General features: G+C 60.1%; 12 protein-coding genes. All 12 read right to left on the minus strand.

The window, feature by feature from the left end; all coding sequences use genetic code 11:
• Positions 1–98: 98 nt before the first annotated feature.
• On the minus strand, positions 99–3,620 hold the full coding sequence (dnaE, locus tag AEQ63_RS17705; RefSeq protein WP_064364253.1) for a DNA polymerase III subunit alpha: 3,522 nt from the start codon (positions 3,618–3,620) through the stop codon (positions 99–101).
• Between the two features lie 76 nt (positions 3,621–3,696).
• A complete protein-coding gene (rnhB, locus tag AEQ63_RS17710; protein ID WP_042606986.1) occupies positions 3,697–4,323 on the minus strand; it encodes a ribonuclease HII in 627 nt (208 codons plus the stop codon).
• 11 nt (positions 4,324–4,334) lie between these two features.
• Complete coding sequence (gene lpxB / locus AEQ63_RS17715; RefSeq protein WP_064364254.1) at positions 4,335–5,465, minus strand: lipid-A-disaccharide synthase; 1,131 nt, start codon at positions 5,463–5,465, stop codon at positions 4,335–4,337.
• A gap of 2 nt (positions 5,466–5,467) precedes the next feature.
• Positions 5,468–6,244, minus strand: coding sequence for an acyl-ACP--UDP-N-acetylglucosamine O-acyltransferase (lpxA, locus tag AEQ63_RS17720; RefSeq protein ID WP_064364255.1), 777 nt, complete (start codon positions 6,242–6,244; stop codon positions 5,468–5,470).
• On the minus strand, positions 6,241–6,681 hold the full coding sequence (gene fabZ / locus AEQ63_RS17725; protein WP_016771469.1) for a 3-hydroxyacyl-ACP dehydratase FabZ: 441 nt from the start codon (positions 6,679–6,681) through the stop codon (positions 6,241–6,243). The genes lpxA and fabZ overlap by 4 nt, the downstream gene beginning before the upstream one ends.
• Positions 6,682–6,787: 106 nt before the next feature.
• Positions 6,788–7,843, minus strand: coding sequence for a UDP-3-O-(3-hydroxymyristoyl)glucosamine N-acyltransferase (gene lpxD, locus AEQ63_RS17730; protein ID WP_042606983.1), 1,056 nt, complete (start codon positions 7,841–7,843; stop codon positions 6,788–6,790).
• A 3-nt stretch (positions 7,844–7,846) separates the two neighbouring features.
• On the minus strand, positions 7,847–8,350 hold the full coding sequence (locus AEQ63_RS17735; protein ID WP_003222140.1) for an OmpH family outer membrane protein: 504 nt from the start codon (positions 8,348–8,350) through the stop codon (positions 7,847–7,849).
• A gap of 45 nt (positions 8,351–8,395) precedes the next feature.
• Complete coding sequence (bamA, locus tag AEQ63_RS17740) at positions 8,396–10,786, minus strand: outer membrane protein assembly factor BamA (RefSeq protein WP_042606982.1); 2,391 nt, start codon at positions 10,784–10,786, stop codon at positions 8,396–8,398.
• A gap of 74 nt (positions 10,787–10,860) precedes the next feature.
• Entirely contained in the window at positions 10,861–12,213 is a 1,353-nt protein-coding gene (gene rseP / locus AEQ63_RS17745) for a sigma E protease regulator RseP (protein WP_064364256.1), read from the minus strand.
• A 54-nt stretch (positions 12,214–12,267) separates the two neighbouring features.
• Positions 12,268–13,458 (minus strand): 1-deoxy-D-xylulose-5-phosphate reductoisomerase, encoded by a 1,191-nt coding sequence (gene ispC, locus AEQ63_RS17750; RefSeq protein WP_064364257.1) that lies wholly within the window; start codon positions 13,456–13,458, stop codon positions 12,268–12,270.
• Positions 13,455–14,261 (minus strand): phosphatidate cytidylyltransferase, encoded by an 807-nt coding sequence (locus AEQ63_RS17755; RefSeq protein WP_064364258.1) that lies wholly within the window; start codon positions 14,259–14,261, stop codon positions 13,455–13,457. The genes ispC and AEQ63_RS17755 overlap by 4 nt, the downstream gene beginning before the upstream one ends.
• A complete protein-coding gene (gene uppS / locus AEQ63_RS17760) occupies positions 14,261–15,016 on the minus strand; it encodes a polyprenyl diphosphate synthase (protein ID WP_039762463.1) in 756 nt (251 codons plus the stop codon). Before uppS ends, AEQ63_RS17755 begins: the two co-directional genes overlap by 1 nt.
• Positions 15,017–15,022 lie beyond the last annotated feature (6 nt).

The following is a 15,022-nucleotide window of genomic DNA, read 5'->3' on the forward strand; positions in this document are numbered from 1 at the left end:
GCCGGTTGTCTATTCGCGCCCTACCTTAAGGGAGAGGCGCGCTGAGGTCGAGATTAAAAATTCAGGTTGCGGGCAAGCGCAATGATGGCACTTGCCGGTCAACGGTATTGGAGGAAGACGTTGTCTCGCCCGAACTGGTCACGCAGGGCTTGAATCAAGGCATCCGCCGGGTCGATCCGCCAGGTCTCGCCGAACTGCAGCAAGGTCTTCGCATCCGGGCTGGTGTACTCCATGGTCACCGGGCACGCGCCGCGATGACGCTTGAGCAGTTCGCCCAACCAGCGTAGCTGATCGCCTTTGAGATCCTGGGTGTGCAGCTTCAGGCGCAAACTCTCGGCCAGATTGGTCCGCGCATCCTCCATGCTCATCACGCGCTTGACCCGCAGGCGCAGGCCGCCGGAGAAGTCGTCGTTGCTGACTTCGCCCTCGACCACCACCATCGCGTCGGTCTGCAGCAGTGACTGCGCGGAATGGAACGCATCGGCAAACAGCGACGCCTCGATCCGCCCGGAACGGTCGTCGAGGGTGATGAAGCCCATTTTGTCGCCCTTCTTGTTCTTCATCACCCGCAGGGCAATGATCATCCCCGCCACAGTCTGCGTATCGCGCGCCGGTTTCAGGTCGATGATGCGCTGACGGGCGAAGCGGCGAATCTCGCCTTCGTACTCGTCGATCGGGTGACCGGTCAGGTACAGGCCCAAGGTGTCTTTTTCACCCTTGAGACGTTCCTTGAGGGTCAGCTCTTTGGCCTTGCGATGGGATGCATAAACGTCGGCATCTTCTTCGACGAACAAACCGCCAAACAGATCGGCGTGACCACTGTCGTGAGTACGCGCAGTCTGCTCGGCCGCCTTGATCGCTTCTTCCATCGCCGCCAGCAGCACCGCGCGGTTGCGGTCGATGTTGGCTTGATAGGCTTTCTGCTCGTCATGGAAATACGGGCCGAGGCGATCCAGCGCACCGCTGCGAATCAGGCCATCGAGGGTGCGTTTGTTGATGCGCTTGAGGTCGACCCGCGCGCAGAAGTCGAACAGATCCTTGAACGGACCGGCCTGACGCGCTTCGGTGATCGCTTCCACCGGGCCTTCACCGACGCCTTTGATCGCGCCGAGGCCATAAACGATACGGCCGTCGTCGTTCACCGTGAACTTGAACTCCGAAGTGTTCACGTCTGGCGCGTCGAGACGCAGCTTCATCGTCCGCACTTCCTCGATCAAGGTCACGACCTTGTCGGTGTTGTGCATGTCCGCCGAGAGTACCGCGGCCATGAACGGCGCCGGGTAGTGAGCTTTCAGCCAAGCGGTCTGGTACGACACCAGACCGTAGGCGGCAGAGTGGGACTTGTTGAAGCCGTAACCGGCGAATTTTTCCACCAGGTCGAAAATGTTACCGGCAAGGTCGGCGTCGATGCCGTTGGTCGCGCAACCTTCAATGAAACCGCCGCGCTGCTTGGCCATTTCCTCGGGCTTTTTCTTACCCATCGCTCGACGCAGCATGTCCGCACCACCGAGGGTGTAACCGGCCATGACCTGGGCAATCTGCATCACCTGTTCCTGATACAGGATGATGCCGTAAGTCGGCGCCAGTACCGGCTTGAGGCCGTCGTACTGGTAGTCCGAGTGCGGATAGGCCAGCTCGGCGCGCCCGTGCTTACGGTTGATGAAGTCGTCCACCATGCCCGATTGCAGCGGGCCCGGACGGAACAGTGCCACCAGTGCGATCAAGTCTTCCAGGCAGTCGGGCTTGAGCTTTTTGATCAGCTCCTTCATGCCGCGGGATTCAAGCTGGAACACCGCCGTGGTTTCGGCTTTTTGCAGCAACTGGTAGGTCGGCTTATCGTCCAGCGGGATAAAAGCGATATCCAGCGGCGGCTCGTTGACCTTGGCGCGGTCGCGGTTGATGGTTTTCAGCGCCCAGTCGATGATCGTCAGCGTACGCAGGCCGAGGAAGTCGAACTTCACCAGACCGGCTGCCTCAACGTCGTCCTTGTCGAACTGGGTCACCAGACCGTCGCCGGCCTCGTCGCAATAGATTGGCGAGAAGTCGGTCAGCTTGGTCGGTGCGATCACCACACCACCGGCGTGTTTGCCGACGTTACGCACCACGCCCTCGAGCTTGCGCGCCATCTCCCAGATTTCCGCCGCTTCTTCATCGACCTTGATGAAGTCACGCAGGATCTCTTCCTGCTCGTAGGCTTTTTCCAGGGTCATGCCGACTTCGAACGGAATCATCTTCGACAGACGATCCGCCAGGCCGTAGGACTTGCCCTGCACACGCGCCACGTCGCGCACCACAGCCTTGGCGGCCATGGAACCGAAGGTGATGATCTGGCTCACCGCGTTGCGGCCGTATTTCTCGGCCACGTAATCGATCACCCGGTCACGACCGTCCATGCAGAAGTCGACGTCGAAGTCGGGCATGGAGACCCGTTCCGGGTTGAGGAAACGTTCGAACAGCAGGTCATATTCCAGCGGGTCGAGGTCGGTGATCTTCTGTACGTAAGCCACCAGCGACCCGGCACCCGACCCACGGCCCGGACCTACCGGTACGCCGTTGTTCTTGGCCCACTGGATAAAGTCCATCACGATCAGGAAGTAACCGGGAAAGCCCATCTGGATGATGATATCCAGCTCGAAATTCAAGCGATCGACATACACCTGACGCTTGGCTTCGTAGTCTTCGGTGGTGTCCCTGGGCAGCAGCACCGCCAGGCGTTCTTCGAGACCTTCGAAGGAAACCTTGCGGAAATATTCGTCGATGGTCATGCCATCGGGGATCGAGAAGTTGGGCAGGAAGTGCGTGCCCAGCTTCACGTCGATGTTGCAGCGCTTGGCAATCTCGACGGTGTTTTCGATGGCGTCGGGAATATCGCTGAACAGCTCGAGCATTTCCTCGGCGCTTTTCAGGTATTGCTGATCGCTGTAATTCTTTGAGCGGCGCGGATCGTCGAGTGCGCGGCCTTCACCGATACACACGCGGGTTTCGTGGGCGGCAAAGTCTTCCTGCTTGATGAAGCGCACATCGTTGGTCGCCACCAGCGGCGCGCCGAGTTTGTCGGCCAGTGCCACGGCGCCGTGCAGTTGCTCTTCATCGTTGGGACGGTTGGTGCGCTGGATTTCCAGATAGAAGCGATCCGGGAACACCGCCATCCACTCGCGCGTCAGCGCTTCGGCTTCCGCCGGATTGCCGCCGATCATGGCCATGCCGATCTCGCCTTCTTTGGCGGCGGACAGCATGATCAGGCCTTCGTTGGCCTCGGCCACCCACTCGCGCTCGACGATGACCATGCCGTTGCGCTGGCCTTCGATGAAGCCGCGGGAGATCAATTCGGTGAGATTGCGATAACCCTGAGCGTTCATCACCAGCAGGCTGATGCGGCTCAGCGGCGCATCCGGGTCCTTGTTCGCCAGCCACAGGTCGGCACCGCAGATCGGCTTGATGCCGGCGCCCATGGCGTTTTTATAGAACTTGACCAGAGAACACATGTTGTTCTGATCGGTGACCGCGACCGCCGGCATGTTCATGGCGGTCAGCGCCTTGACCAGGGGCTTGATCCGCACCAGCCCGTCGACCAGGGAGTACTCAGTGTGCAGGCGTAGATGAACGAATGAAGCCGGCATAGTGATCCTGTCCAGTTACATAGAGACAACGAGGCCCGGATTGTACCGGGCCTCGAATAAAACATCAGCCTTGTGCCTAAACCTGCGTGAGGCTTTCCCGCGCCTCATAAGCCAGGCGGACCGGGGCGAACGAGCGGCGGTGAATCGGCGTCGGGCCGAGCCGCGCCAGCGCTTCCAGATGAACGGGCGTCGGGTAGCCTTTATGGCCGCCGATGCCGTAGCCCGGGTAGATCAATTCGAATGCCGCCATCTCGCGATCGCGACTGACCTTGGCCAGAATCGACGCCGCTGCGATGGCCGGAACCTTGCCATCACCCTGAATCACCGCTTCGGCGCGCATCGGCAGATGCGGGCAGCGGTTGCCATCGATCATCGCCAGTTTCGGCTGAACGTGCAGGCCAGCGACCGCACGCTGCATCGCCAACATGGTGGCGTGGAGAATGTTCAGATCATCGATTTCTTCGACCTCGGCGCGGGCAATGCACCAGCTCAGGGCCTTTTCGCAGATCTCGTCGTACAGCTTTTCACGCTTGGCTTCGGTGAGCTTCTTCGAATCGTCGAGACCGAGGATTGGCCGGTTCGGATCGAGGATCACCGCCGCTGTCACCACCGCGCCACACAAGGGGCCACGACCCACTTCATCGACGCCGGCGACGAGTTCTTCGACTTCGGCGACCAGGGTGAAATCGAGGCCCATCTGCATGCTTGTCTTGCTCATTGTGGTTTGCCAATCAGGTTAAGGACGGCGTCCGCCGCCTGATTGGAAGCATCGCGCCGCAGCGTGCGGTGGATCTCGTCGAAACCGCGGGTCTGTTCCTCTCCGCCTTCGATCAATGGCGACAGCGTCTGCGCCAACGCCTCGACAGTCGCATCATCCTGCAACAACTCCGGCACCAGCAAGCGCTGGGCGAGCAAGTTGGGCAGCGACACGTAGGGGCTCTTGACCATGCGTTTGAGAATCCAGAATGTCAGCGGCGCCAATCGATACGCCACCACCATCGGCCGCTTGTACAGCAGCGCTTCAAGGGTAGCAGTGCCCGATGCGATCAACACGGCGTTGCACGCGGCGAGGGCCAGATGCGATTTACCATCGAGCAATGTCACCGGCAAATCGCGGCCGACCAGCAGCGCTTCCAATTGCACGCGGCGTTCCGGATTGGCACAGGGAATGACAAAGCGTACGCCCGGACGCATGCCTCGCAGGCGCTCGGCAGTATCCAGAAACAGTGCGCCGAGGCGACTGACTTCACCGCCACGGCTGCCCGGCATCAGTGCCACCAGCGGGCCGTCGGGCAAACCCAACTCGGCACGTGCAGCGGCGCGGTCAGCCTCGAGCGGAATCGTATCGGCGAGGGTGTGACCGACGAAACGTACCGGCACGCCCTTCTCTTCGTAGAATTTCGCTTCGAACGGCAACAGCGTGAGCATCAGATCGCAACCTTCGCGGATCTTCAGCACCCGCTTCTGCCGCCAAGCCCACACCGACGGGCTGACGTAATGCACGGTCTTGATCCCGGCCTGACGCAGCTTGAGTTCGATATTGAGGTTGAAATCCGGCGCGTCGATGCCGATGAACACGTCCGGCCTGGCGCCGATCAGCGTGGCAATCAAGTCCTTGCGGCGCTTGAGCAATTCACGCAGCCGACCGAGCACTTCCACCAGGCCCATGACCGACAGGCGCTCCATGGGGAAGTACGAGGTCAGGCCTTCGGCCTGCATCAGCGGCCCGCCGACACCGATGAACTCGATCGCCGGATGTTGTGCCTTGAGCGCGCGCATGAGGCCGGCGCCGAGAATGTCACCGGAAGCCTCACCCGCCACCAGCGCAATACGCAGACTGGCCATGATCAGCGGGTGATGCCGCGGGTCGATGCCTGGATCGAATCGCGGAACACGGCGACTTCAGGGAACTGCGCAGACGGCTCGACCAGCTCGGCCAGCGCCTGCTCGACCGTCAGGCCCTGGCGGTAGACGGTCTTGTAGGCACGGCGCAAGGCGTGGATCGCATCTTCGCTGAAACCGCGACGGCGCATGCCTTCGAAGTTCATGCTGCGCGCCTCGGCCGGGTTGCCGAACACGGTGACGAACGCCGGAACGTCCTTGCCGATCGCCGTGCCCATGCCGGAAAAGCTGTGCGCGCCGATGTGGCAGTACTGATGCACCAGGGTGAAACCGGAGAGGATCGCCCAGTCGTCAACGTGCACATGGCCAGCCAGCGCAGTGTTGTTGACCAGAATGCAGTGATTGCCGATGACGCTGTCGTGACCGATGTGGGCATAGGCCATGATCAGGTTGTGATCACCCAGGGTGGTTTCCGAACGATCCTGAACGGTGCCACGGTGAATGGTCACGCCTTCGCGGATGACGTTGTGGTCACCGATCACCAGGCGGGTTTCCTCGCCTTTGTATTTCAGATCCGGGGTGTCTTCGCCTACCGAAGAAAACTGGTAGATGCGATTGTGCTTACCAATGCGGGTCGGCCCCTTGAGGATCACATGCGGCCCGATCACGGTACCCTCGCCGATTTCCACACCTGCGCCGATGATCGACCACGGGCCGACCTCGACGCCGTCAGCCAGAACGGCGGACGGATCGATGATTGCGCGAGGGTCAATCAAACTCATACTTTTTGTTCCGCGCAGATGATTTCCGCCGAGCAGACCGGCTTGCCATCGACCGAAGCCTGGCACTCGAATTTCCAGATCTTGCGCTTGCAACTGATGAAGGTCGCTTCAAGAATCAACTGGTCGCCCGGCTTGACTGGCTGACGGAAGCGCAGCTTGTCGGAACCGACGAAGTAATACAGGGTGCCGTCGGCCGGTTTGACGTCGAGCATCTTGAAACCGAGGATCCCGGCAGCCTGAGCCATCGCTTCGATGATCAGCACGCCCGGCATGATCGGATGCGCAGGGAAGTGACCATTGAAGAACGGTTCATTGATGCTGACATTCTTGTAGGCGCGAATTCGCTTGCCTTCAGTGTCCAGTTCCACCACCCGGTCCACCAGCAGGAACGGGTAACGGTGAGGCAGGTATTCGCGAATCTCGTTGATGTCCATCATTTCAGGGGAAAGCCTATGTAAAGATTGGGAGCGCGACTGACGCGCACTCCTCTAGCAAATCAAGGAGGCAGTCTAGAGGCTGTGCACACTTGATATGGAAATGGTATCAGCCATCAGATGAAGCATTGCCGTCAGGGGTCACTTCCCCTACGCGCTTTTCCAGCTGTTTCAACCGTCGCGCGATGTCATCAAGCTGACGGATGCGGGCCGCGCTTTTGCGCCATTCGGCCGCCGGTTGCATGGCTGTGCCGGAAGAATAGGCGCCCGGCTCGGTAATCGAGTGGGTCACCATGGTCATCCCGGTCAGGAAAACGTTGTCGCAGATATCAATGTGGCCGACCAGACCGACACCACCGGCGAGCATGCAGTGCTTGCCGATTTTGGTGCTGCCGGAGATGCCGACACAGGCGGCCATGGCGGTGTGATCACCGACCTGGACGTTGTGCGCAATCTGGATCTGGTTGTCGAGCTTGACGCCGTTGCCGATCACGGTATCGGCCAGGGCGCCGCGGTCGATGGCGGTGTTCACGCCAATCTCGACATCGTCGCCGATGGTGACGCCACCGATCTGGGCGATTTTCTGCCAGACGCCTTTTTCGTTGGCGAAGCCGAAGCCCTCGCCACCGATCACGGCACCGGACTGAATCACCACACGTTTGCCGATGCGTACGTCGTGATACAGCGTGACGCGAGGAGCCAGCCAGCCGCCCTCACCGATCTCGCTGCGAGCGCCGACCACGCAATGCGCGCCCAGCGTCACCTGTGCCGCAACGCGAGCACCGGCTTCGATGACCACGAACGGGCCAATGCTGGCACTCGGATCAACTACCGCGTCCGGCGCAATGACCGCCGTCGGGTGAATACCCGCAGCAGCTTTTGGCTTTGGATCGAACAAATGCGAGATACGCGCGTAGGCCAGATAAGGATCCGGCACCACCAGGGCATTACCGGCGAAACCTTCAGCGTCCGCTTGCTTGAGCAGCAGCGCAGCGGCCTGTGAACCGGCCAGGTATTTACGGTATTGGGGATTTGCCAGAAAGCTCAACTGAGCTGGGCCAGCCTCTTGCAAAGTGGCTAGCCCAGTAATTTGCGTCTCGGGGTCGCCACGCAGGGTGGCGCCGAGGTGCTCGGCCAACTGGCCGAGCCTGATAGTTACGGTCATGGGTTACTTCAGCTGATTCATGCGCTCGATAACCTGGCGCGTGATGTCGTACTGAGGTTTGACATCGATGACTGCGCCACGCTCGAACACCAGGTCAAAACCACCTTTCTTGATGACTTCTTCCACAGCGCTGTCCAGTTTCGGCTTCAGCTGCTTGAGCATTTCGCGGTCAGCCACGGCCTTGGCTTCGTTCAGTTCCTTGGACTGGAACTGGAAGTCGCGGGCCTTTTGCTTGAATTCCAGCTCCAGACGCTCACGTTCGCCCTGCTGCATCTTGTCGCCACCGGCCATCAGACGGTCCTGAATGCCTTTGGCGCTGCTTTCCAGGGTTTTCAGCTTGGTCAGTTGCGGACCGAACTTCTTCTCGGCATCCACGGCGTATTTCTTCGCCGCGTCGGATTCCAGCAGTGCCATCTGATAGTTCAGCACGGCAATTTTCATGTCGGCGAACGCCGGGCCTGCCACCAGTACGGAGGCCAGGAGAACCAATTGAGTCAACTTACGCACGATGCACTCCTACAAAATCCATTGTCGTTGTCTTGGGTCAGACGCTTAGAACGTCTGGCCGAGGGAGAATTGGAACACTTGAGTTTCAGCGTCATCCGGTTTCTTGATCGGCATCGCCAGGGCGAAGCTCAAAGGCCCCAGTGCGGTGACCCAGGTCACGCCGACACCGACGGAACTGGCCATGTTGCTCAGACTGATGTCGTTGCACTGAGTGCTGGAAGTCGAACCGGCGCTCGCGTTGGTCGTCTTGTCGCACTTGGAATCGAATACGTTACCCACGTCCCAGAATACCGAGGTCCGCAGAGAACGCTGATCTTTCACGAACGGCAGCGGGAACAAAACCTCGACACCACCCTGAATCAATACGTTACCGCCGAATGGCAGCGGATCCTGATCCGGGTCACGAAGTGTCCCCGTATTACCCGTTTCAGCTGCACCGCGGCTCGGCGTACTGCGCGGACCCAGAGTGCTGTCCTTGAAGCCACGTACCGAGTTGAAGCCACCGGCATAGTAGTTTTCATAGAACGGCAGGCCGTCAGTCGAGCCGTAACCGTCGCCGTAACCGAGTTCGGTGTGCAGCCGCATGGTGTAGTTTTCGGTGATCGGCTGGAACAGCTGACCACGGTAGTCAAGTTTGAAGAACGACAGGTCGCTGCCCGGGATGGTGGTTTCCAGGGTCAGGCTCTGGGAACGGCCACGGGTCGGCAGAACACCCTTGTTCAACGTCGACTCGGACCAACCGGCCGACGCCTTGAAGTTCAGGTACTGATCGCCTTCCTTTTTAACGAAGTCGAAAATCTCGTCAACGGTATAGCGACCGGTGTTGATCTTGTCCTGCTGGGCAGACAGACCGAACGTCAGACGCGAAGTCTCGCTGATCGGGTAACCGACGTTGACGCCGGCACCGAGGCTGTCTACCGCATAGCTGGAAATATCGGCATCGAGTTCATCGTAGTCGGTGGTGCGGTAGAACGCGTTGTAACCCAGGCTCACGCCATCGGCGGTCCAGTAGGGGTCAACGTAGCCGAAGTTGTAGCGGCTCTGGTATTCGCTGCGGGTCAGGCCGATGCTGACGCGGTTACCGGTACCGAGGAAGTTGTTCTGGGTGATCGAGCCACCGAGGATCAGACCGGCACTCTGGGCGAAACCGACGCTGGCAGTGATCGAACCGGAAGCCTGTTCTTCAACCGCGTAGTTCACGTCAACCTGGTCGTCGACACCTGGCACGGCCGGGGTTTCAACGTTGACTTCCTTGAAGAAGCCCAGACGTTCCAGACGGGTCTTGGACTGGTCGATCAGGTAGGTCGAAGCCCAGCCGCCTTCCATCTGGCGCATCTCACGACGCAGCACTTCGTCCTCGGACTTGGTGTTGCCACGGAAGTTGATGCGGTTGACGTAGGCGCGCTTGCCCGGATCGACAGCGAAGAGGATGTCCACAGTGTGGTCGTCATCGTGCGGCTGAGGCACGCCGTTGACGTTGGCGAAGGTGTAACCCTCGTTACCCAGACGACGGGTGATCAGCTCGGAAGTGGTGGTCATCAGCTTGCGCGAGAACACTTGGCCTTTCTGCACCAGCAACAGCGACTTGACCTGGTCTTCAGGAACTTTCAGGTCACCGCTGAGCTTGACGTCACGAACGGTGTACTTCTCACCCTCGGTCACGTTGACGGTAATGTAGACGTGCTTCTTGTCCGGGGTAATCGACACCTGGGTCGAAGCGATGTCCATGTTGATGTAGCCGCGGTCCAGGTAGTAGGAACGCAGACGCTCCAGGTCACCGGAGAGTTTTTCACGGGCATATTTGTCATCGTTCTTGAAGAACGACAGCCAGTTGGTGGTTTTCAGTTCGAACAGGTCGGTCAGGTCTTCCTCAGGGAATACCGTATTGCCTACCACGTTGATGTGCTGGATGGCGGCAACCGTACCTTCGTTGATCTTCACTTTCAGACCCACGCGGTTACGCGGCTGCGAGACCACTTCGGTATCGACGGTGGCCGAGTAGCGACCCTGGGCGACGTACTGACGTTGCAGTTCGTTACGGACACCCTCGAGGGTAGCGCGCTGGAAGATTTCGCCTTCGGCCAGACCGGATTGCTTGAGGCCTTTCATCAGGTCTTCAGTGGAAATCGCTTTGTTGCCCTCGATTTCAATACTGGCGACCGATGGACGCTCGACCACGGTGATGACCAGAACGTTGCCTTCGCGGCCCAGCTGGATATCTTGAAAGAAACCGGTTTTGAACAACGCACGAGTGGATTCCACCAGGCGACGATCATCCGCCTGCTCGCCGACGTTCAACGGCAAGGCACCAAAAACGCTACCCGCGGAGACCCGCTGGAGGCCATTGACGCGAATATCAGAGATAGTGAAGGACTCGGCGTGAACTTCGGCGATCATCAATACGGTGAGAACCGCAGTTAGCAGCAGACGTTTCATGAAGTCCTTTCTTATTCCAACTGGCAATAAACAAACTGCCGCAAAATGCGGCAGATTCGCAATTCAGCGAAGCGTTACAGTCGACCCAGATCGTTGACCAGAGCAAGCAACATCACCCCGACCACCAAACTGATACCGATCTGTATCCCCCAACCTTGCACCCGATCCGACAAGGGGCGACCACGCACCCACTCGATCAGATAAAACAACAAATGCCCCCCATCCAGTACAGGAATGGGCAGCAAATTCAGAACGCCCAGGCTAATACTCAGATAAGCAAGGAAATTCAGGAAATCAGCGACGCCCGACTGGGCAGAAGCGCCCGCCACTTTAGCAATGGTTATCGGTCCACTCAAGTTTTTTACCGAGAGCTCGCCGAACAGCATTTTCTTCAGTGAATCCAGCGTCAGAATGCTCATGGTCCAAGTGCGACGGGCACCCTCGCCGATTGCGGCCAGCGGGCCGTAGCTGACCTCGCGGATCATTTCCGGCGGCCAGTCGATGGCTTTGACGCCAGCGCCGAGATAACCGCTCGGCGCTTTGCTTTCACCGCGCGCCGCCAGCGTCACCGGGACGTCGATTTGAGCATTGTCGCGCTCGACGCGCAGTATGATTTTGGTATCAGGACGCGTACGAACGGTATCGACCACTTGCTGCCAGTCATCGAGCGGCTGGCCATCAAGCGCCAGCAGCCGATCACCGGTTTTCAGCCCGGCTGCCTGGGCCGGGCCTTTCGGGTCAAGCTCGGCAAGCACCGGCGGCAACGCCGGACGCCACGGGCGAATGCCCAGCGAGCGGATCGGATCCGGCTCGTCGGCACCTTTGAGCCAGTTATCCAGTGCCAGCGTGCGCGGCGACTCAGCGCTCGAACCCTGCTCGCGCACCAGCAGTTGAATGGCGCCGCTCTCACCCAGACGACGAACCAGCTGCAAATTGACCGCAGCCCAGCCCGACGTGGGTTCACCATCGATCGAAACAATCTCCTGACCGGCATTCAGACCGGCCTTGGCGGCAATGCTGCCGGACTCGACCGCACCGATGACCGGGCGCACCTGCTCGCTGCCGAGCATGGCCAGCACCCAAAAGAACACCAGGGCCAAAAGAAAGTTGGCAATCGGTCCGGCGGCGACAATCGCGATACGCTGCCGCACCGACTTGCGGTTGAAGGACTGATCCAACTGATCGACCGGCACTTCGCCTTCGCGCTCATCAAGCATCTTGACGTAGCCGCCCAGCGGAATCGCGGCAACCACGAACTCGGTACCTTGCTTGTCATGCCAGCGCAGCAGCGGCATGCCGAAGCCCACGGAAAAACGCAGAACCTTGACGCCACAGCGACGCGCGACCCAGAAGTGGCCGAATTCGTGGAAGGTGACCAGCACACCCAGGGCGATCAGGGTGCCGGCAATCATATAGAGCGCGCTCATCTACTTTCTCCGCAATCCTGTTCAGTGTCGCGTGTCGCCATTGTGTTGCAAAAACTATCGGCCGTGCCGACTCAACCATTGCTCGGCCAGCATTCGCGCTTTCGCGTCCGCCGTAAACACCGCGTCGAGGTCGTTCAGCGCCACCACTGGCTCCAGATTCAAGACTTCCTCGATCATACTCGCGATTTCCAGGTAGCGAACCCGTCCATCGAGAAACGCTGCCACTGCCACTTCATTGGCCGCGTTGAGCATCGTCGGCGCGCTGTCACCGGCTTCGGCGGCCTGCCGGGCCAAACGCAGGCACGGGAAACGGCTTTCATCGGGCGCTTCGAAATCCAGTCGCGCAATGGCAAAAAGATCCAGTGGCGGTACGCCGGAATCGATGCGCTCCGGCCAGGCCAGGGCGTTGGCGATCGGTGTGCGCATGTCCGGGTTACCCAACTGCGCCAGCACCGATCCATCGACATAATCCACCAGAGAGTGGATCACGCTCTGCGGATGAATCACCACTTCGACCTGGGCCGGCTTGGCATCGAACAGCCAGCAGGCTTCGATCAGCTCCAGACCCTTGTTCATCATGCTCGCCGAATCCACGGAGATCTTGCGCCCCATGGACCAGTTCGGGTGCGCGCACGCCTGTTCAGGCGACACATGCGCCAGCTCGGCCAGCGGCGTCTGCCGGAACGGGCCGCCAGAGGCTGTCAGCAAAATCCGACGCACGCCCACCGAACTCAAGCCGCGCGCGAAATCCGCGGGCATGCACTGAAAAATCGCATTGTGTTCGCTGTCGATCGGCAGCAGCACCGAGCCGCTCTTGCGCACGGCCTGCATGAACAGAGCGCCGGACATCACCAGCGCTTCCTTGTTCGCCAGCAGAATCTTCTTGCCCGCCTCGACTGCCGCCAGGGTCGGACGCAGCCCGGCCGCACCGACAATGGCCGCCATTACTGCGTCGACTTCAGGCGCGGAGGCGACCTGACACAGGCCCTCCTCGCCGACCAGTACGCGAGTCGGCAAGCCGGCTGCACGCAGGTCATCCTGCAAACCGCGCGCTGCGGCACCTTCGGGAACCACCGCAAATTGCGGCACATGCCGCACGCACAACGCGAGCAATTCGCTGAGCCGAGAGAAGCCACTCAAAGCGAAAACCTGATAACGCTCAGGGTGGCGGGCAATCACATCCAGGGTGCTCAGACCGATCGAACCGGTCGCACCCAATACCGTAATCTGCTGGGGACGACTCACGGTGCGGCCATCCAGAGCAATACGGCGAACACCGGAATGGCCGCAGTCAGGCTGTCGATGCGATCCAGCACGCCGCCATGCCCGGGTAGCAGATTACTGCTGTCCTTGATGCCGGACTGACGCTTGAACATGCTTTCGGTGAGATCACCGACCACAGAAATGAAGACGATCAGCGCAGCACCGATCAAGCCTTTGAGCAGCTCGGCCACAGTCCAGTCGCGCACCAGCCCGACAATCGCGGTAATCACCAGGCTCAGAGCCAGACCACCGTAAACCCCTTCCCAGCTTTTGCCCGGGCTGACTTGCGGCGCGAGCTTGCGCTTGCCGAATTTGCGCCCGGAGAAATAAGCGCCGATGTCTGCGCCCCAGACCAGCACCATCACCGCCATGATCAACCAGTTACCCAGCGGATACTGCTTGATCTGCACCAGGCCCTGCCACGCAGGCAGCAGGATCAGCAGACCAATGAGCAGCTTGGTCGCCGCCGTGGACCAATGCGCGCTGGAGCGTGGATACGTCAGCACGAGATACGTGGCAACCGCCCACCAGATCACCGATGCACCGAGCACCCAGGGAGCAAGCCCCGGCAGCACATACATGACGAACAGCATCAGAGCGACCACGGCAGCAAAACCGACGCGGAACGACTGCGCGGTAAAGCCCGCCAGTCGCGCCCACTCCCAGGCACCGAGACTGACTACCAGACCGATGAACAGCGCGAAACCGGCACCTTTGAGCAGGAAAAACCCGCACAAGGCAATCGGCAGCAGGATCAGTGCAGTGATGATTCGTTGTTTAAGCATTAAACCCGGGCTCCAGCTTCGACCTGTTCGCTCGTTTTACCGAAACGACGCTGGCGTGAAGCGAAATCGGCCAGCGCGGTGCGCATGGCTTCGTGTTTGAAGTCCGGCCAGAACAGGTCGGAGAAGTACAGCTCGGCGTAGGCCAGCTGCCACAGCAGGAAGTTGCTGATGCGATGCTCGCCACCGGTGCGGATGCACAGGTCTGGCAACGGCAGATCGCCGGTGGCCAGACACGTCTGCAGCAGATCCGGGGTGATGTCCTCCGGGCGCAGGTGCCCGGCCTGGACTTCCCGTGCGAGACGTTGCGCGGCCTGCGCGATATCCCACTGGCCGCCATAGTTGGCGGCGATCTGCAGGACAAAACGGTTGGCACCGACGGTCATGGCCTCGGCCTCGCGCATCGCTGCCTGAAGCTCAGGGTGGAAGCGCGACCGATCGCCAATGATGCGCAGGCTGATGTTGTTGTCGTTGAGGCGCTTGGCCTCACGACGCAACGCCTTGAAGAACAGATCCATCAAGGCGCTGACCTCATCGGCGGGGCGCTGCCAGTTTTCACTGGAAAAGGCGAACAGGGTCAGGACTTCGACCTTGGCCTCAGCGCACACCTCGATCACCGCCCGCACAGCATCCACGCCCGCTTTATGCCCGGCGACACCCGGCATAAAGCGTTTTTTCGCCCAGCGATTATTGCCATCCATGATGATCGCGACATGGCGCGGCACCGCGGACGGCGCAGTCTGCTTGGTCTTGTCCATTTAAAG

This window comes from Pseudomonas sp. RIT-PI-o (genome assembly GCF_001297215.1).
GTDB lineage: Bacteria > Pseudomonadota > Gammaproteobacteria > Pseudomonadales > Pseudomonadaceae > Aquipseudomonas > Aquipseudomonas moraviensis_A.